An 18,539-nucleotide genomic window follows, 5' to 3' on the forward strand; every position below is an offset into this window, starting at 1 on the left:
CGGACCACGTCGCGGCTACCCGGTCCGCTCCGGCGGCGAGGGCGCCAGACACGGGCCGGGCAGCAGGTCGCGGATCATCGCCTCCCACTCGTCGGTGCTCGGCGGCGCGTCGGTGAGCAGGGCCTGGATGAGCAGGCCGTCCAAGGCGCCGACGAAGACCCGGACCCGAACCGGGTCGGTGCTGAAGCGTCGCGCGAAATCGGTGACCGCGGCCATCCAGTGATCGGTGGACTCGCGCAACTCCGGTCGCCGGGCGGCGAGCAGGAACAGCTCGTACTCGGCGACCAGCAGGCCGGGCGCGGTGCAGATGTGGTTCAGGTGTTCGGCCAGCGCGCGCCGGGTGTCGCCGGGGGCGGCGGCGATCGAGCGCACGTGCACCGCGTCCGCGGTCATGCAGGACGTGAGCGCCGCGGTGAGCAGGTCGTCGACGCCGGCGAAGTAGTACGTGGAGGCGCTGGTCGGCAGGCCCGCCTCGCGGGAGACGGTGCGGTGGCTGACCCCGGCGGCGCCGTCGCGCTCGACCACCCGCAGGGTGGCCTCGATCAGCGCTCGACGGCGGCGTTCGCCCTTGGCCCGGCGGCCGTCGACGGCTTCCTCGATCAGTGGGATTCACCTTCTCGTACGGGGGCGACGTCGGCCGGCGAGGCACTGTCGGGGACGACGTCGGCCGGCGACGCGCTGTGCACGATGGTGGTCTCGGTCGCGCGCGGCGCGGTGCGGCGCAGCACACGGTATCCACCGGCGGCCGCCGCGGCGGCGAGCAGGGCCGCGCCGGCGGCCACGCCGAAGCCCGCCCGGGCCCCGAAGTGGTCGACGACCATGCCGGACAGCGAGGCGCCGGTCGCGACGCCGATCCCGATCCCGGTGCTGATCCAGGTCATGCCCTCGGTCAGCCGCGCGGGCGGGACCAGACGCTCGACCAGACTGACCGTCAGGATCATGGTGGGCGAGATCGACATGCCCGCGACGAACACGGTGGCGGCGAGCATGAACAGGTTGGCGGCCAGCAGCAGCGGCAGGATGGTTACGGCGGTGACGCCGACGCTGATCAGCAACATCCGGGGCAGCGGGGCGGCGAACTTGAAGGCGCCGAAGGCGATGCCGGCCAGGCAGGAGCCGGCCGCGTAGGTGGCCAGCACGAAGCTCGCCGAGCCGCGTTGTCCGTGCTCCTCGGCGAACGCGATGGTGACCACGTCCACGGTGCCGAAGATCGCGCCGATCGCGATGAGGGTGACCACGAGCACCTGGAGGCCGCGGATGCGCATCACCGACGTGCTCTTGCCGGCGACGCGCGGGTGCGGCGGGGGCTCGGTGCCGCGCTGCATGGTGAACAGCAGCACGCCGATGGTGAAGAAGACGATCGCGGCCAGCGGGCCGGCCTCGGGGAACGCCGCGACGGAGAGCTGTACGGCGATGATCGGGCCGAGGATGAAGCACAGTTCGTCCACGACGGACTCGAACGAGAACGCGGTGTGCAGGTGCGGGGAGCCCCGGTACAACACCAACCAGCGGGAGCGCACCATGGCGCCCATGCTGGGCATGCAGCCGGCGGGTATTGCGCAGGCGAACAGGGTCCAGGACGGGGCGTCGTAGCGCGCGCAGAGCAGCAGCACGCCCATCGCCAGGACGCTGACCGCGGTGGCCGGGACGAGCACGCGGCTCTGGCCGTAACGGTCCACCAGGCGCGAGATCTGCGGTGCGATCAGTGCGGTGGCCAGCGCGAACGTGGCGGCCACGGCACCGGCGAGGCCGTACTCGCCGCGCAGTTCGGAGAGCATGGTGACGATGCCGATGCCGGTCATCGAGATGGGCATGCGGGCGATGAAGCCGGCTGCCGAGAATCCCTTGGCGCCGGGCGCGGTGAAGATGTCTCGGTAGGGGTTGCGCACGGGAGTTCCCGTCGATAGAAACAGAAAGTGGGACGTTCGTTCCGGTTTCTATCACGGGTTGTGCGCTGGGCCAAGCCGCTTTCCGTTCCGCCTCGGCGGGCGGCCCCCGTCGCGACCTGCCGACGCGGCGGTCGGCCTGGCGCCCGGCCGCCGCGTCGGTGGTTCGGTTCGGTCAGGCCGGGTCGACGGTCCAGTCGGGGTGGCCGGGCATCGGCGGCGTGTGCGCGCCGTACAGCCACGGGTTCAGGAACGGGGCCAGGTCGCGATGGGCGACCTCGGACGCGAGCTCGATGTAGTCGGACGTGCTCGCGGCGCGGCCCCGATAGCGGGTGGTCCAGGCGCGTTCGATCGCGGCGAAGGTGTCCGCGCCGACCTCGATGCGCAACGCGTACAGGACCAGCGCCGAGCCGTCGTAGCGCATGCGCTTGAACAGATTGGGCTCGGTGGGCTCGGCCGGCGCGCCGGTGTCCCGGCGCCAGATGTCGTGTTGCCGGTAGGCGTCGCGCATCAGCGCCTCCATGTCGGCGCCGCCGTTCTCCTCGCTGTAGACCCGCTCGTAGTAGCGGGCGTGCCCCTCGCTCAGCCACAGGTCGGACCAGCGCTCCATGGACACGCTGTCGCCGGTCCACTGGTGCACGAGTTCGTGCACCATGTTGCGCTCGGCGTTGACCTTGTCGCCGAGCAGATCGGCCTTGGGGATCAGGGACAACGACTGGGTCTCCAGCGCGACGCCGAGGTCGGTGTCCGCCACGAGCAGCCCGTAGCTGTCGAACGGATAGGGGCCGAGCCGGCTCTCCACCCAGGCCAGATGACGGGGCGTCAGCGAGCGGTATTGCTCGACCCGGTCGACCAGGTCCGGCGGAACCGCGTCGCGCAGCCGGGTGCCGTCGGCGGCCTTGCCGTCGATCAGCGTGTACTTGCCGACGGCGAGCTGGAAGAGCTGGCCGGCCACCGGCTGCCGGCTGTCGTAGGTCCAGCGGGTGCGGCCCGGCGCCGCCCGGCGCTTGTGCGTGAGGGTGCCGTTGGACAGCGCGACGAGGTCGTCGGCGGCGGTGATGTTGACCTTGGTCCGGGCCCGCAGGCTGGGATGGTCGTTGCTCGGGAAGATCATCTTGGCGCCGTCGGGCTGCGGGTAGATCACCGTGCCGTCGGGCGTCGGGATCCAGCCGAACGTCTCGATCGCGTCGTCGCGGTGCCGCTGCTGGGTGGGATCGGCGATGTACTCGACCCGCACCGTGAACGGGCGGCCCTTGCGCAGCGGCCGGGCCGGGGTGATCACCAGCTCGTCACCCTCGCGGGTCGCCGTCGCGGTCCTGCCGTCGACCGTGACCCGGCCCAGCGTGTTGCCCGCGAAGTCGAGGTCGAACCGGGACAGCGCCTGGGTGGCGGTGGCCTCGATCGTGGTGGTCGCCGGGAACGCCGTGCCGGGCGCCTGCCAGTCGAAGTCCAGGGTGTAGTGGTCGGCGCGGTAGCCGCCGTTGCCGCTCAGCGGCAGCAGTGGGTCGCCGATGCCGGATGCGCCGGGAGTGGGCCGGGCGTCGCTCGCGTGCGCGCCGGCCGCACCGGCCGCGGTGAGGACGAGGGCGGTCGCGATGGCGAGGAGGGCGTGTGGTGGACGTCTCATGCGCCCCACCCTGTGCCGGCCCGGTCGCTCGCGGTAGTGCCCGACGCACGCTTTCACCCGGGTGGCTCGGCCTGCTCCGGGGTTTGCCGCAATTGTCGGCGGTCGGACGGGTGAACGATCCCGCGCGAGACCCGACCGGCCGACCCGCCGGGCGGCCCGGGACCGTTGCCGGGTCCCGGGCCGCCGACTTGTCGGATGCGGGTCAGGCGCGCTGTTCGGCGGCGCGTTCGGCCGCCTTCTCGGCGGCCTTGTCCGCCTGGAAGCCGTCCTCGTCGCGGCCCTTGCGCCAGTAGCCGGAGAAGGAGATGTCGGTGCGGTCGACCCCGCGCTCGTCGACCAGGTGTCGGCGCAACTCCTTGACCACGCCGGCCTCGCCGTGCACGAACGCGTGCACCCGGCCGGTGGGGAAGTCGAGCGTGCGCAGCGCCTCTAGCAGACCGGGGCCCGCGTCGCGGGTGATCCAGGTGAGGTCCAGATCCAGCCCCGGGTGGGTGGCCGGCAGCGTGCCGGTGGGGGCCTCGGCGGAGGTGCCCACCTCCAGAAACGCGATCGCCTTGGCCGCGGCGGGCAGGCGCTCCAGCGAGGCGCTGATCGCCGGGTACGCGCTCTCGTCGCCGATGAACAGGTGCCAGTCCGCCTCGGGGTCGGGCGCGTAGGCCCCGCCGGGGCCGATCAGCCGCAGCGGGTCGCCGGGGCGGGCGTTCGCCGCCCACGGGCCGGCCAGGCCCTCGTCGCCGTGGTGGACGAAGTCGATGGTCAGCTCGCCGGTGTTCGGGTTGTGCGCGCGCACCGTGTAGGTACGGGTGCGCGGCCAGTCCTCGCGCGGGAGTTCGGCGCGAATGGTCTCCATGTCGAACGGCTCGGGATAGGTCACCCCGGGCAGCGGGAAGAGCACTTTGACATACGCGTCCGTGAAGCCGTTGTCGGTGAAGTGTCGGTATCCGTCGCCACCGGCGACGATCCGGACCAGATGTGGGCCGACCCGCTCGCTGCTGCGCACCTGGAGGTCGATCAATTTGCGGGTCTTGCGGACCGGGCGTTCGGCCATGGAGGTTCTCCTCACCTGCACTGGGCGACTGCTGCCGTGCTAGTTAGGTAAACCTAACCAGCACGGGTCGCGGGGTGTTCCCCCGGGGTGCGCCTTTGTTGCCTGGTGTGCCCGGCCGGGCCCCTATTCACCGCCACGGGGTGAGATCGGCGCGCTTGGGCGGGCGGCCGTCGCCGGAGGAGCGGCCGGTGGCCCGGCGGGCGAGCCACGGGCCCAGATGGGTCCTGGCCCAGCGCACGTCGGCGCGCCGGCGATCGCTCCAGGCCGCCGGCGCGGCGGCGGGCAGCGGGGCGCGCCAGTCGAATTCGGCGGGTAGCCCCAGGGCCTGGGCGGTGGCCTCGGCGACCCGGCGATGCCCCTCGGTGGACAGGTGCAGGCGATCGTCGGCCCACATCCGGGGGTCGTCGAACGCGCGCACGGTGAACAGGTCGACCACGGTGGCGTCGTGCCGCGCGGCGACGGTGTCCACGAAGGCGACCAACTGCTCGATCCGGGGCATCAGTCGGGCCGACGAGCGCAGTCGGCGAGTGGGGTCGGTGCTGCGGAACAACACCAGATGCCCGCCGCCGGCGGCCAGCTCGGCGGCGGCCTGTTCGAACACCGCGCAGACCGCGCCGACGTCGCAGCGCGGGCGCAGCACGTCGTTCAGGCCGCCGGCCAGGGTGATCAGGTCGCCGCCGAGCGCGGCGGCGATGTCGATCTGTTCGTCGGCGATCTGGCGGATCAGCTTCCCGCGCACGGCGAGGTTGGCGTAGCGCAGGGTCGGCGTGTCGACGGACAACCGGTCCGCGAGCAGGTCGGCCCAGCCGCGGTAGCTGCCGTCGGCGGCGAGGTCGGACATTCCCTCGGTGAAGGAGTCACCGACCGCGACGAAACTCGTGAAGGTGGGATGTGGTGTGTGCATGGCCGGAAAAGCCTAGCCGCCGGCGCGAACGGGTCGGCGCGGGGCGGCGGATCGGGGCCGGGGTTCCCCTGATCGTCGCAACACCCGAGACCGGGGCGGGCGCGCCGCGCGGGCCCGACGCTCAGCGCCGGCGGGCCACGCCGAAGAAGTAGTCGCCCAGCAGGGACTTGCTGCCGACCACGTCGAGCCCGTGCCGGGGGAGTTCGTCGAGGAAGTCCCGGTCGCCGAAGCGATCCTCGGTGGGATGGTCGAACAGGAACGCGAGGCTGGGCCGGGCCAGCGCGCGAGCGGTCATCTCGGAGAAGTAGAACCGGCCGCCGGGGCGCAACACCCGGCCCACCTCGGCCAGGCACGCGCGCCAGTCGGTGATGTGGTGCACGATCGCGAAATCGAAGACCGCGTCGTAGCTCGCGTCCGCCGCGCCCAGGCCCGCCCGCAGGTCGGTGGCCGAACACTCGACCAGCGCCACCCGGCTGTTGCCGTGCCAGCGCCGGCGCGCCCGGGCCAGCGAGGCGGAGTCCAGGTCGATGCCGTCCACTCGCGCCGCGCCGAACCGGTTCAGGATCAGGTCGATGCCCCGGCCGGTGCCGCAGCCGATCTCCAGGGCATGCGCACCGGGATCGAGCCGGCCACCCAGGCGCAGCAACAACGGCGTCTCGTACCAGACCTGCGGGGCCCGGCGAAGGGGGCTGGCGACGACGATCTTCTCGACCGTGTTCATCCGCATGGCGTACTCCCCTGATTGCCGAGTGTGGCCGGCGCACCACGATGGGCCATCTCGTGGACGACGTCAAGGACGCGGGGGCGGGTCGGGTGGGCACTCCTGTGCGACGGACGGGAGGCGTTAGCCTTCGGACGTGGGTCGGTGGTGCGAGCGCGCCGAATTCGCCGAGTGATGCCGGTCCGGGGCGCGGGTCGGTCGGGGCCGTGACCGAAGGTGGTGCGATGAGCCGGACCGCGATGACAGGAACGTTGACGGTGTTGCTGGTGGAGGACGATCCGGGCGACGCGTTGATGATCGAGGAGGCGTTGCTCGATCGGGAGCGGGGTCACTCGTTGAGCCGGGCCGCGGACGGCATGGAGGCGCTGGAGTGGTTGCGCACCCACCCTCGGCCGGACCTGGTGATCCTGGATCTGAACATGCCCCGGATGGACGGCCGTGAGTTGTTGTCGGCGATGAAGGCCGACGAGCGGTGGCGGACGATCCCGGTGGTGGTGCTGACCACGTCGGCCGCGCCGGACGACGTGCGGCGCAGCTACGACCTGCACGCCAACGCCTTCGTGACCAAGCCGGTGGAGTTGGAGTCGTTCCTGGCGGCGGTGCGGGGCATCGACGAGTTCTTCCTGCAGTTGGTGACGCTGCCGCGCGGCTGAGGGGTGGTCGACCGGTCGGCGGCCCGCGTCCCGCCATTCGGGTGCGGCCCGTTCACCCGGTCGGGGGGACCAGCGGCGCGATGCCGTCCAGCAGGCGTTCGAGTCCGAAGTCGAACAGTGAATCGAGATCCATTTCCAGCTCCGGATCCGTCAGCGCGGCGGCGTACATCGGGAAGTGGCCGCTGCGCAGAATCAGGTCCATCGTCGCGTCCTGGGCCTGCATCCACTCGTCGCTGGAGATGCCGGTGGCCCGCTCCGCCTCGAACTCGGTCGCGATGTTGACGGCGGTACCCCGGACGTAGTTCAACAGCGTCACCGCGATGTGCATCATCACCTTGGGCGGCAGCCCGGTGAATTCGGCCATCGCCCACTCCACGTGCGCCATGCCGCGCACGGTCGGCAGCGGACGCGTCATCGACATGACGTGGGCCAGCCACGGGTGCCTGCGATACATCTGCCACTGGAGCCGGGCCGAGGTCTCCAAACGGACCCGCCAGCCCACCTGTTCGTGCGACGGGAGGGGCGGTTCGCCGAACACGCTGTCGGCCATCGCCGCGAGCAGGTCCTCCTTGCCGGGCACATGCCGGTACAGGCTCATCGCGGCCACGCCCAGTTCGGCGGCGATCTGGCGCATCGACACCGCGGCCAGGCCGCGTTCGTCGGCGATCGCCACGGCGGCCGATACGACGCGCTCGCGGGTGAGTTCGGCGTCGGTGCGTGGGGGGTGCGCGGGCGGTACGGCGATGGTCGCGGCGCGCGGGCGGTGGCGGTCCTGGGGGGCCGAGGGGCCCGGGTGATCTGGGTGGTCGGCGCGGCCCGGGTGGTCGGCGTGGCCGGGGCGCTCGGCGACCACGGTGCCGATGCCGCGTACGGCACGGACCAGGCCGGCCTCGCGCAGCGCGGTGAGGACCTTGGTCGCGGTGGCCATCGCCACGCCCCATTCGGCGGTGATCGCCCGGGTGGAGGGGACCCGGTCGCCGGGCCGCAACTCGCCGGCCTCGATGCGGCGGCGCAGCTCGGCGGCGATCCGGGTCGAGGGGGTGGCCGGGGCGGTGGGGGCCGGGGCGGCGGGGGGAGTGGGGTGGGTCATCGAGGTCTCCCGGGCGGTTGGGCGGTTGGGTCGTTGGGTGGTGGGCGGGCCGGCGGTTGTGGTGGCAGGGCCGGCGTCGGTGGTGCGTGCTCGTGGTGCCGGTGCACTAGGGCGGTGATGGGTGCACTATAGGGTGCGGATGGCCTCGGTGGGTAGTGCAGTCGTTTTGGTGCACTACTTGGTGAAGGCTTTATCTGCCTTGGATTCAAGGCCGTTGCGTGGGTCTGTGGATGCTGCTTACTCTGTACGCGTTCAGCGCGTACGCCGTATAGGTGCATCACTGGGGGAGATTTTCGTGACGACCGTCGAGACATCCGAGCAGCCCGGGGCGGTGCCGTTGGCAGGGCGGCGGGAGTGGGTCGGGCTGGCTGTACTGCTGCTGCCGCTGCTGTTGGTGAGCATGGACGTGTCGGTCCTCTACTTCGCGGTGCCGTTCATCGGCCGCGCGTTGGAGCCGACCGGCACGCAGCAGTTGTGGATCCTGGACATGTACGGATTCGTGCTCTCCGGCCTGCTGATCGTGATGGGTGCGCTCGGCGACCGGATCGGCCGGCGGCGACTGCTGCTGGTGGGCGCGGCGATGTTCGGCGGCGCGTCGCTGGTGGCCGCGTATGCGCACAACGCGGAGACGTTGATCGCGGCCCGGGCGCTGCTGGGCGTGGGCGGCGCGGCGTTGATGCCGTCCACGCTCGCGCTGATTCGCACCATGTTCCTCGACCCCAAGCAGCGCGGGACCGCGATCGCGATCTGGACGGCCGTGATGACCGGCGGGATCTCGCTCGGGCCGATCCTGTCCGGCGTGCTCGTCGAACACTTCTGGTGGGGCTCGATCTTCCTGATCAACGTGCCGGCGATGGCGTTCCTGCTGTTCCTGGTCCCGGTGTTCGTGCCGCGCCATCGGGGCCTGGCCCGGGGGCCGTTCGATCTGATCGGCGCGGTGTTGTCGCTGGGCACGTTGTTGCCGGTGGTCTACGGGATCAAGGAGATCGCCCGCTCCGGAGCGGCCACCCTGCCGGTGCTGAGCATCGGCTTCGGGCTGATCGTCGGCGCCCTGTTCGTGCGTCGCCAACTCACCGCCACGCACCCGCTGTTGGATCTGGAACTGCTGCGCATGCGGGCGTTCGGCGGGTCGGTGGTGGCCAATGTGTTGTCGATGTTCGCGATCGTCGGCTTCGCCATCTTCACGACGCAGTACCTGCAATCGGTGCTCGGGATGAGTCCGTTGCGGGCCGCGCTGTGGAGCCTGGTGCCCTCGGGAGCGGTGGCCGTGGCGACTCCGGTGGCCACCGTGCTGGCCCGGCGGATGGACAGGGTGTGGGTGATGTGTGGCGGGTTCGTGCTCGCCGCGGGCGGCTTCACGGTGTTGGCCGGGGCTCGGCCGGACTCCCCGTTGGTGCTGCTGCTCGGCGGGTCGGCGGTGTACGCGGCGGGCGTGGTCGCGGTGATGACCCAGGTGACCGAGATGGCGATGGGCGTCGCGCCGGCCGACCGCGCCGCGTCCGCCTCGGCGGTGTTGGAGTCCGGGAGCGAACTGGGCGGCGCGCTGGGCATGGCGCTGCTGGGCACGATCGGCGACGCGGTCTACCACCGCGCGATGGCGGATACGGCGCCGAGCGGGCCGGCCCGGGAGACGCTCGGCGGCGCGCAGGCGGTGGCGGCGCACCTGCCGGAGGATTCCGGCCGGGCACTGGTGGACTCGGCTCGGGAGGCGTTCTGCGACGGGATGAACTCGGCGGCGATCGGGGCGGTGGTGGTGATGATGGTCGCGGCGGTGTACTGCGCCCGGTTCTTGCGGGGGGTGCCGGTTGCGAACGGTGGTGGCGTGAGCGTCGAGGACGGTGTGGGTTCGGGGTCGGAAGCGGATTCCGGTTTGGGTGATCGGGCGGCGGTCGGGTCGGGGGAGGCGTCGCAGGTGCGGTGAAACGACGTGCGGGGCAGGGGGCACGATCGGCTTGGTGCCGGTCGTGCCCCTTCCGCCTGTCGGGGGTCCGCCGACGAGGTCACCTGCGGGCGCAGGCGCGGGCGGTGTGGATGGTGGTGGCGGCGAGGTAGAAGGCGTCCGGGCGCCACAGGATGCCGGTGTCGGCGTCGGTGTCGAGCAGGGCGTCCAGCGTGGCCAGGTCACGCTCGTCGAGGCGGTCGGCCAACAGGGCTCGGCGGTGCGACAGTTCGGCGTACAGGTGTTCGCGCGGCGCGGCGTCCAAGGGCGAGGGCAGGTCGATCAGGAACGAGTGCGAGCCGGTGGGCACCAGGCCGGCGCGGGCCAGCATGGCGGGCCAGTCCTCGACCTCGGCGCGCGCACCGGGCAGGGACGCGCGCAACTCGGCGAACCAGTCCTCGTGGGCGGCGTCCAACCGGGCCTGGAGCCCGGGCCGGCCGATGCCGATGTCGCGGGGCAGGAAGCGCGGGGCCAGGCTGCGTTCGGCGACCGCGATCACCCCGCCGGTGCGCAGCACCCGGGCCAGCGCGTCCAGGGCTGCCTGCTGGTCGCCCAGGTGGTGCACGACGTCACCGGCCCAGACCACGTCGGCGCTGCCCAGGGCGGGCAGGTCGGCGGGCAGGTCGACCCGGTGGGTACGGACCCGGTGGCCCAGCCCCTCGCGCCGTGCCCGGGCCCCGGCTCGGGCGAGCAGGGTCGGGCTGGGCGCGCCGGCGACCACGTCGGCGTTGGGGAAGTAGCGGGCCAGCAGGCAGGAGGCGATGCCCGGACCGCCGCCGAGGTCGAGGATGCGATCCACCCGGGCCAGCGTGTGGTCGCCGTGGAGCGCCAGATCGCGCAGGCGCGTGGCGGCCTGTTCCAGGAAGGGCGCGTGCAGCTCGGCCTCGCGTTCGAGGTACGACCCGGCGGCGTCCCGATCCAGGTCGTCCGGGCTGGGGTGGCTGGTCATCGCTGGGTCTCCCGAGGTCGGGGCGCTCATCGTGGTGGGCGGCCGGGGCGATCTTGTGTGGTGGGGGGTGCAACGTCGGGGGAGGGGTGCGGTAATCCGGGGGCGGGCGGGCGGGTGGGGGTGGGTCGTGGGTTGGGGGTGGGGGCGAGTCGGAGGGCTGGGGCGTGGGTCGGGTGCGGAAGCTGGGTTGGGGTGGAGAGGGTGGTGGGTGGGTCTGAGTCGTGGGTCGGGCGCGGCAGGCGGGCCGGGGTGGGGAGTGCGGCGAGTCGGAGGGCTGGGGCGTGGGTCGGGTGTGGAAGCTGGGCTGGGGTCGTGAGGGCAGCGAGGGGGTGGGGCTGGGGTGCGAGCGGAGCGAGCCGAGAAGCCCGAGACGCGAGCCTGACCCGGCACCGGGGCTGGGGTCGTGAGCGGAGTGAGCGGGTGGGGGGCTTTCGGCGATGCAGCGTTGCTTTTTGTTGGGCGCCTTCGGCGCCGGCTCGCGAGGCACCACTTTTTTGTTCCGTCGCGGGCTCCTCCACAAAAAAGTGGCCCCTCGCTCGTGACTTCGTGTCCCTGCGCTTCGCTCCGGGCCACGAAGTCAACGTTTTGCGGCTCCGCCGCTCTCCGCGCTGCGCGCGTCGATCACTGGGGTGGGGCTGGGTCGGGGGCGCTGACGCGCCGGGGGGTGGGCGGGGTGGGGGTGTTGGGGTGGGTGATTCGGGGGTGGCGGATACGTTGTGTGGGAGATGGGTGAACTGGTCGGCGGTTCGAAGGGGGAGTGCGATGTCTGTTGTGGCGGGGGACGATGCGGTTGCTTGTCGGGCGGAGATTGTGCGGCTGCATGAGGTGATCGAGGGGTTGCTTACCGGTACCGGTAAGGATTTGGCTGGGTTTGCGCTTGCGCATGTGGCGGAGTTCGGCATGGTCGAGCCTGGCGGCGGTGTGTTGTCGCGGTCGGACGTGTTGGCGATGGTCGACGGGGCGCGCGGGGTGGTGCCGGGGTTGCGGATCGGCATCGAGGATGTGCGGGTGGTGGCCTCGGCGGGTGGGTTTGTGGTGGCTTCGTATCGCGAGGTGCAGGTGCGAGCGGACGGCAGTGGGGATGTGCGGGCCGCGACGGTGGTGTTCGTTCGGGATGCCTCGGCGGTGCACGGGTTGCGGTGGCGGCATCTGCACGAGACGTGGGTCGAGCGCTCCTGAGGGTCGGTTGGTCGGTGGGGGCGTGGGTGGGTTTTAGGGTCGAGGGATGAGCGACGAGACCGTTTACAAGCTGGTGGGCACCGACGAGTGGGCGGCCGCGATGCGGCGCGGGGCGTTCGAAGGGGCCGGGATCGATCTGGTGGACGGATACGTGCATCTGTCCACGGGGGCGCAGGTGGCCGAGACGGCGCGCCGGCACTTCGCCGGGCGTGATGCGTTGACGCTGGTCGCGGTGGATCCGGGTGCGCTGGGGCCGACGTTGCGCTGGGAGCCGTCGCGGGGTGGGGACCTGTTTCCGCACGTGTACGGCACGGTGGAAGCTGCTGCGGTGCGCTGGGCCGAGCCGCTGGAACTGCCGGCGACGCCCGATGGCGACACGGTGGCCGAGGCGATTGCACGGGTCCTGCGAGCGCGCGGGCACTGACGACGCGATGGCGTAGTTCATGGGGTACGTATCGTGGACGCCACGGGCGACGGGCGCGACGCTGGAGGGGTGACCGAGCGCGAGCTTGTTTTCGTCGTCTTCGACGGGTTCCAGTCGTTGGACCTGGTCGGCCCTTACGAGGTGTTCGCCAATGCCGGCGGATATCGGTGTTCCGTGTTGGCGCGGCGTGCCGGGATGGTCGACTCGCACAGCGCGTTGCCGGTGTCCGCCGGCTTCGGAATCGCGGACGCGGCCCCACCGACGGTGGACACGCTCGTCGTGGTCGGCGGGGCCGGCATGGCGGCGGCCTGTGCCGACCGCGAGCTGGTGGCCTGGGTGGCGGCGACGGCGGCCTCGGCGCGGCGGGTCACGCCGGTGTGCAGCGGGGTGTTCCTGCTGGGTGCTGCCGGGGTGCTCGACGGGCGTCGGGTGACCACGCATTGGCGGGGCGCCGCCCGGTTGGAGCGCGAGTACCCGGGTGCGCTCGTGGACGTGGATCCGATCTTCGTTCGGGACGGGCGACTGTGGACATCGGCCGGGGTGAGCGCGGGGATGGACCTGGCGCGGGCCCTGGTCGAGGACGACGCGGGCCGCGAGGTGGCGGGGGTGGCCCGCGAACTGGTGTTGTTCCTGCGCCGGCCCGGCGGCCGGTCCCAGCTCGGCGTGCCGCTGTGGGGGACCCGCTCGGTCGGTGATCCGCTGCGCGGCGTGGTGGACGCGGTGACGGCCGACCCCGGCGCACGGCACTCGGTGGCGGACCTGGCCTGTTGCGCCGGGATGAGCGAGCGGCACTTCCAGCGGCGATCCACCGCCGAGATGGGCGTCGGCCCCGCCGGACATGTGGAACGGGTACGGGGCGAGGCGGCCGGCCGGCGTTGGCCGAGGGCGTGGATCCGGTCGAGGCGATCGCGCGCCGGTGCGGATTCGGCACCGGCGAGACTTTGCGGCGCACGTTCCATCGGCATCTGGGCGTCACACCCGGATGACTATCCGGAACGATTTCGGTCCACGGGCTCGGTGTCCGGGACGACGAAGGAGGCGGAGACGTTGTGACCGGCTACGGACTGCTGATGTTCGACGGACTCGAAGAACTCGACCTGGTCGGCCCCTGGGAGGTGTTCACCACATCCGCGATGTTGCGCGAGGGCGCGGACATCGTTACCACGATCGCGGCCGATGTCGAACCGGTGCGCTGCGCCAAGGGATTGCGCTTGATCCCGGAGCACACCTTCGCCGAACACCCGCGCCTGGACGTGCTGTTGGTGCCGGGCGGCGCGGGGGTTCGGACCGAGGTGGACAACGAGGCGTTGATCGGGTGGATCACGCGTACGGCGCGGGACGCCGCGTGGGTGACGAGCGTGTGTACCGGAGCGCTGTTGCTGCACGAGGCGGGCCTCGCGCGGGGGCGCCGAGTGGCCACCCACTACACGTTCGAGGACGCCCTCGCGGCCCGTGGTGACATCACCGTGGTCCGCGATGCCCGTTACGTCGTGGACGGCAACCTGGTCACCAGTCAGGGGGTGTCCGCCGGCATCGACATGGCCCTGTGGCTGGTCGGTCGCCTGCACGGAGTCGAACACGCCCGCGCGGTACGCCGCTACATCCAGTACGAGCCGGCCCCGCCGTACCTGGCGGACACTCCGGGGGCGTGAGCACGGCGCTGCGGCGCGCTGTGTCGTGGCTATTCCGAGCGGGGCCGCGCCGAGAAGTTGCGCAGGCTGTCCAACTGTTCCCAGTGCTGGGCGATGCGCTCTCGGCCGGTCGTGGTCAGGGCGACGTTCGTGTTGGGCTTCCGGTGCACGAACCGCTTCTCGATCGTGACCAGTTCGGCTTCGGCGAGCTTGGTCAGGTGGCTGGAGAGGTTGCCCTTGGTCAGCCCCGTCGCGCGCTGGAGGAACACGAAGTCGGCGGACTCCACGGTGGAGAGCACCGTCATGAGGGCCAGCCGGCCCGGCTCGTGGATCAGCCGATCGAGGATCGGCCCGTCGCTAGGCGCCGACATCGCCGCCGCCGAGGTCCGGATCCTGGGTCGGGCCGAAGGCGCGCTGGAGTGCCGCATGATCGAGGAGCCCGGTCACTATCGTTGCCACGCCGACGAGCATAAGACCTACGTTGATCCTTCCCGTCGCCCCCACATCGCCCCAGATCGGCAACACGCCGGCCACCGCGAGCGTGCCCCAGACGGCCACGTGATGCGGCCTCGGCCGCATACCGATGGCGTAGGACACGTACATCACCAGCGCGAACACGACGGTGGTGGCGCTGAGCGGCAGCACGACCCGCCAATCCAGATTCACCGCACCGGCCACCAGCGCCGCCCCCACGGCGGCGCCGGTCCCGGCCCTGATGCGAGCGCGGCTCGACGGGGTGATGCGCCCGTAGTTCTCGGCGTAGTAGCGGGTCACCCACAGGTAGACCGCCCCGGCGACGATCATCAACCCCCCGGCAGCCCAGGTGACCCAGGCGTGGTCCAACGGCCCCCACCGCATGTTGGTCACCCCGGCGATGATGAACAGAACGCCGGTCGGAATCGAGAGCAGCCCTTTGAGATACGAGTAATCCGCCGCCGCCGCTTCGAGGCTCTTACGATCCATCACGATCCTCCCCCAAACTGGTTTGTGAGACAAACTCTACGAGCGTGCGGGTGGTTTGCAAACAGGTTTGCACCACAAACTTCAGTCGGTGGGGAGTGCCGACGGCTCACAACGCCAACGCGGCGTGCGTTCGGTTCGCAGCGGCGGCGATGCGCATCCGGTGGGCCGGGGCCGGTTCGGTGGTCGCAGGCGGTCGGGAGCCTAGGGTGTCCCGGCGAGAGTGGGGTGTTGCTCGCCGGAAAGGCGCTGGCAACGGCGGAGCGGGAGGGGAGCCCGGTTGGGTCCGCCGGGGTGCCTTCCCGGGTGGGTCGGGTGATTTGTGGCCTGCGGTCGCGTCTTGGTGGGCAGCGGGTGGCCTTGTGCTAAACGGTCGGCGTGGATTGGCGGAGGTTGGCCCGGTCCCACGGTCACCGGCGGCCGGGAGCCTTGGGTTTCCCGGCGAGAGGTGGGTGTTGCTTGCCGGGAAAGGCGCTGGCAACGGCGGAGCGGGTGGGCGGTCCGGTCGGGTTCGCCGGGGAGCCTTTCCGAGTGGGTCGGGTGTTCGCGGCCTGCGGTCGCGTTTTGGTCGGCGGCGGGTGGCTCAGTGCTAAACGGTCGGCGTGGCTTGGCGGAGATCGGCCCGGTCCCACGGTCGCCGGCGGTCAGGAGCCCCGGACTCCCCGGCGAGAGGTGGGTGTTGCTTGCCGGAAAGGCGCTGGCAACGGCGGAGCGGGTGGGTGCTTGCGTCGGGTCCGCCGGGGAGCCTTGTCGAGTGGGTCGGGTGTTCGCGGCCGGTGGTCGCGTCTTGGTGGGCAGCGGGTGGCTCAGTGCTAAACGGTCGGCGTGGATCGGCGGAGATCGAGCCGGTCCCGGGGTCACCGGCGGCTGGGAGCCCTGACTCCCCGGCGAGACCTGGGCGTTGCTTGCCGGAAAGGCGCTGGCAACGGCGCGGAGGGAGGGCGGTCCGGTCGGGTTCGCCGGGGAGCCTTTCCGAGTGGGTCGGGTGTTCGCGGCCGGCGGTCGCGTCTCGGTGGGCAGCGGGTGGCTCAGTGCTAAACGGTCGGCGTGGATCGGCGGAGATCGGCCCGGTCCCACGGTCGCCGGCGGTCAGGAGCCCTGGACCCCCCGGCGAGACGCGGGTGTTGCTCGGCGGGAAAGGCGCCGGCAACGGCGCAGCGGGAGGGCGGCCCGGTGAGGTCCGCCGGGGAACCTTTCCGGGTGGGTCGGGCCGTTTCGGCGGGCGGTGGGTGTGTGGTGGCGGGGAGAGGAGGAGAAGAGCGGGTCGTGAGTGGGCGGTTCCGGTTGCCGGAGTGCGCAATCCGGCCCCCGACACGTGCTCTCGCGGCCCGGTCACGTAAAACCCCAGGTCAGTGGACGCCCGGGTCCGGGAAGCCGTCTCGGGGTCCGGGTCGTGACCTTTCAGGCTCGCGGACGGCTTTCCGCCGGGCGGTGCCGACCGGAAAAGCCCACCGAGGGTCACGGCCCGCGTGGAATCCGCCGCCGGGGTGCGCAACCCGGCCTTCGGCACCTGCTGTTGCCGGTCTGTCGGGCAAAACCGCAGGTCAGGGGTGGCCTCGGGCGCGGGAAGGCGTTTCGGGGTCCGGGTCGTGACCCTGCCGGGCTCGCGGACGGCTTTCCGCCCGGCGGTGCCGACCCGAAACGCCCGCCGAGAGCCATGACCCGCGTGAATCCGCCACTGGAGTGCGCAACCCGGCCCTCGGCACGCACTCTCACCGGCCGGTCCCACAAAACCGCAGGTCAGTGCGAAACAGCGGGCCCGAAGGCGTCCCGCGATCCGGATCGAGACCTGCCCCACCCACCGCAGGCCCTTCCACCCGTCCACTCACCCCGAAACGCCCGCCGAAACGGCCCGGCCCACTCGGGAAGGCTCCCCGGCGGACCCGACCGGGCTCCCCTCCCGCTCCGCCGTTGCCAGCGCCTTTCCGGCGAGCAACACCCCACTCTCGCCGGGGAGCCCAAGGCCTCTGACCGCCGGTGACGGTGGGAGCGGGCTGATCTCCGCCGGTCCACGCCGACCGTTTAGCACAAAGCCACCCGCCGCCGACCAAAGCGCGACCGCCGGCCGAAAGCGCCCGGCCCACTCGGGAAGGCTCCCCGGCGGACCCGACCGGACCGCCCTCCCTCCGCGCCGTTGCCAGCGCCTTTCCGGCGAGCAACGCCCGTGTCTCGCCGGGGAGTCCAGGGCTCCCGGCCGCCGGTGACGGTGGGACCGGGTCCATCTCCGCCGGTCCACGCCGACCGTTTAGCACAAAGCCACCCCGCCCGACCCGACCAAGACGCGACCGCCCGCCGCGAACGCCCGACCCACTCGGAAAGGCTCCCCGGCGAACCCGACGCAAGCGCCCTCCCGCTGCGCCGTTGCCGGCGCCTTTCCGGCGAGCAATGCCCGTGTCTCGCCGGGGAGTCCAGGGCTCCCGGCCGCCGGTGACCGTGGGACCGGGCCGATCTCCACCGGCCCACGCCGACCGTTTAGCACAAAGCCACCCGCGCCCAACCCGACCAAGACGCGACCGCCGGCCGCGAACACCCGGCCCACTCGGGAAGGCTCCCCGGCGAACCCGACGCAAGCGCCCTCCCGCTGCGCCGTTGCCGGCGCCTTTCCGGCGAGCAACGCCCGTGTCTCGCCGGGGAGTCCAGGGCTCCCGGCCGCCGGCGACCGTGGGACCAGGCCGATCTCCACCGGCCCACGCCGACCGTTTAGCACAAAGCCACCCGCGCCCAACCCGACCAAGACGCGACCGCCCGCCGCGAACACCCGGCCCACTCGGGAAGGCTCCCCGGCGAACCCGACGCAAGCGCCCTCCCGCTCCGCCGTTGCCAGCGCCTTTCCGGCAGGCAACGCCCACCTCTCGCCGGGGAGTCCAGGGCTCCCGGCCGCCGGTGACCCTGGGGCCGGGCCGATCTTCGCCGGTCTACGCCGACCGTTTAGCACAAAGCCACCCGCGCCCAACCCGACCAAGACGCGACCGCCCGCGGCGAACGCCCGGCCCACTCGGGAAGGCTCCCCGGCGGACCCGACGAAAGCACCCACCCGCTCTGCCGTTGCCAGCGCCTTTCCGGCGAGCAATGCCCACCTCTCGCCGGGGAGTCCGGGGCTCCTGACCGCCGATGACCCCGGGGCCGGGCCCACCTCCGCCGGTCCACGCCGACCGTTCAGCACTGAGCCACCCGCTGCCCACCAAGACGTGACCGCCTGCCACAAATCACCCGACCCACTCGACAAGGCCCCGGCGAACCTCACCGGGCCACCCGCCCACCTCGCCATTGCCGGCCCCCGGCGCCCCGCACGGGGGCCATACCCCGCCTGTGCCGCTTTTCGCCCCATGCCATGTCGTGCAGCGCTCCGGGCCGGCCCGCCTCCGCGTCGGCTGCGCTTTGACCCCGCCAGGCCGACCCGGGCCTCTGGGCATTCCGGGACCTGGGCGTTTGGCTGAGGTGCCCCGCGTTTTCCGGACGCCTTGTTCGCTGTCCTTTTATGCGGCGAGTCCGAGCTCGTGGTGGTTTTGCAGGGCTTCGAGTGGTGTG

The 18,539-nt window shown here is 72.0% G+C and carries 16 protein-coding genes; 6 read left to right on the forward strand and 10 right to left on the reverse strand.

The genetic code is table 11. The annotated features are described in order from the left end of the window. Positions 1-15: 15 nt before the first annotated feature. From ACH4U8_RS45135 to ACH4U8_RS45160, 6 genes are all read right to left on the reverse strand, one after another. Positions 16-525: a TetR/AcrR family transcriptional regulator gene (locus ACH4U8_RS45135; RefSeq protein WP_395784487.1), complete on the reverse strand. Its 510-nt coding sequence runs from the start codon at positions 523-525 to the stop codon at positions 16-18. Between the two features lie 74 nt (positions 526-599). Continuing rightward, positions 600-1,889 carry an MFS transporter gene (locus ACH4U8_RS45140; RefSeq protein WP_395784489.1) on the reverse strand — a complete coding sequence of 430 codons (1,290 nt, stop codon included), beginning with the start codon at positions 1,887-1,889 and terminating at the stop codon, positions 600-602. 172 nt (positions 1,890-2,061) lie between these two features. Next, on the reverse strand, positions 2,062-3,513 hold the full coding sequence (locus ACH4U8_RS45145) for a M1 family metallopeptidase (RefSeq protein ID WP_395784491.1): 1,452 nt from the start codon (positions 3,511-3,513) through the stop codon (positions 2,062-2,064). Positions 3,514-3,715: 202 nt separating this feature from the next. After that, the gene (locus tag ACH4U8_RS45150; protein ID WP_360320601.1) at positions 3,716-4,561 is read right to left on the reverse strand and encodes a siderophore-interacting protein; all 846 of its coding nucleotides are present in this window, start codon (positions 4,559-4,561) and stop codon (positions 3,716-3,718) included. A 127-nt stretch (positions 4,562-4,688) separates the two neighbouring features. Then, positions 4,689-5,465 (reverse strand): SGNH/GDSL hydrolase family protein, encoded by a 777-nt coding sequence (locus ACH4U8_RS45155; protein ID WP_379992070.1) that lies wholly within the window; start codon positions 5,463-5,465, stop codon positions 4,689-4,691. Between the two features lie 121 nt (positions 5,466-5,586). Beyond that, positions 5,587-6,192, reverse strand: coding sequence for a class I SAM-dependent methyltransferase (locus ACH4U8_RS45160; protein ID WP_360320607.1), 606 nt, complete (start codon positions 6,190-6,192; stop codon positions 5,587-5,589). 218 nt (positions 6,193-6,410) lie between these two features. Here ACH4U8_RS45160 and ACH4U8_RS45165 point away from each other — a divergent pair, with 218 nt between their 5' ends. Beyond that, positions 6,411-6,839 carry a response regulator gene (locus ACH4U8_RS45165; protein ID WP_360320610.1) on the forward strand — a complete coding sequence of 143 codons (429 nt, stop codon included), beginning with the start codon at positions 6,411-6,413 and terminating at the stop codon, positions 6,837-6,839. A gap of 52 nt (positions 6,840-6,891) precedes the next feature. Here the strand turns inward: ACH4U8_RS45165 and ACH4U8_RS45170 are convergent, their stop codons facing one another. Next, the gene (locus ACH4U8_RS45170; RefSeq protein WP_395784493.1) at positions 6,892-7,929 is read right to left on the reverse strand and encodes a TetR/AcrR family transcriptional regulator C-terminal domain-containing protein; all 1,038 of its coding nucleotides are present in this window, start codon (positions 7,927-7,929) and stop codon (positions 6,892-6,894) included. 295 nt (positions 7,930-8,224) lie between these two features. On the opposite strand from ACH4U8_RS45170, the gene ACH4U8_RS45175 reads away from it, so the two are divergent. Beyond that, positions 8,225-9,850 carry an MFS transporter gene (locus ACH4U8_RS45175; protein ID WP_395784495.1) on the forward strand — a complete coding sequence of 542 codons (1,626 nt, stop codon included), beginning with the start codon at positions 8,225-8,227 and terminating at the stop codon, positions 9,848-9,850. Positions 9,851-9,929: 79 nt separating this feature from the next. Here ACH4U8_RS45175 and ACH4U8_RS45180 read toward each other — a convergent pair whose 3' ends face one another. Then, positions 9,930-10,817 (reverse strand): class I SAM-dependent methyltransferase, encoded by an 888-nt coding sequence (locus ACH4U8_RS45180; protein WP_395784497.1) that lies wholly within the window; start codon positions 10,815-10,817, stop codon positions 9,930-9,932. Positions 10,818-11,579: 762 nt separating this feature from the next. Here ACH4U8_RS45180 and ACH4U8_RS45185 point away from each other — a divergent pair. From ACH4U8_RS45185 to ACH4U8_RS45200, 4 genes are all read left to right on the forward strand, one after another. After that, positions 11,580-11,996, forward strand: coding sequence for a hypothetical protein (locus ACH4U8_RS45185; protein WP_395784499.1), 417 nt, complete (start codon positions 11,580-11,582; stop codon positions 11,994-11,996). Between the two features lie 46 nt (positions 11,997-12,042). After that, a complete protein-coding gene (locus ACH4U8_RS45190) occupies positions 12,043-12,420 on the forward strand; it encodes a DUF952 domain-containing protein (protein ID WP_360320337.1) in 378 nt (125 codons plus the stop codon). A gap of 69 nt (positions 12,421-12,489) precedes the next feature. Beyond that, positions 12,490-13,473, forward strand: a complete 984-nt coding sequence (locus ACH4U8_RS45195; protein WP_395784501.1) for a GlxA family transcriptional regulator — start codon at positions 12,490-12,492, stop codon at positions 13,471-13,473. Beyond that, on the forward strand, positions 13,470-14,072 hold the full coding sequence (locus ACH4U8_RS45200) for a DJ-1/PfpI family protein (protein WP_395784503.1): 603 nt from the start codon (positions 13,470-13,472) through the stop codon (positions 14,070-14,072). The genes ACH4U8_RS45195 and ACH4U8_RS45200 overlap by 4 nt, the downstream gene beginning before the upstream one ends. A 29-nt stretch (positions 14,073-14,101) precedes the next feature. Here the strand turns inward: ACH4U8_RS45200 and ACH4U8_RS45205 are convergent, their stop codons facing one another. Both ACH4U8_RS45205 and ACH4U8_RS45210 read right to left on the reverse strand, forming a co-directional pair. Then, positions 14,102-14,422, reverse strand: a complete 321-nt coding sequence (locus tag ACH4U8_RS45205; RefSeq protein ID WP_360320346.1) for a transcriptional regulator — start codon at positions 14,420-14,422, stop codon at positions 14,102-14,104. After that, complete coding sequence (locus ACH4U8_RS45210) at positions 14,409-15,014, reverse strand: hypothetical protein (protein WP_395784505.1); 606 nt, start codon at positions 15,012-15,014, stop codon at positions 14,409-14,411. The genes ACH4U8_RS45205 and ACH4U8_RS45210 overlap by 14 nt, the downstream gene beginning before the upstream one ends. Positions 15,015-18,539 lie beyond the last annotated feature (3,525 nt).

Source organism: Embleya sp. NPDC020886, assembly GCF_044333915.1.
Classification (GTDB): Bacteria; Actinomycetota; Actinomycetes; order Streptomycetales; family Streptomycetaceae; genus Embleya.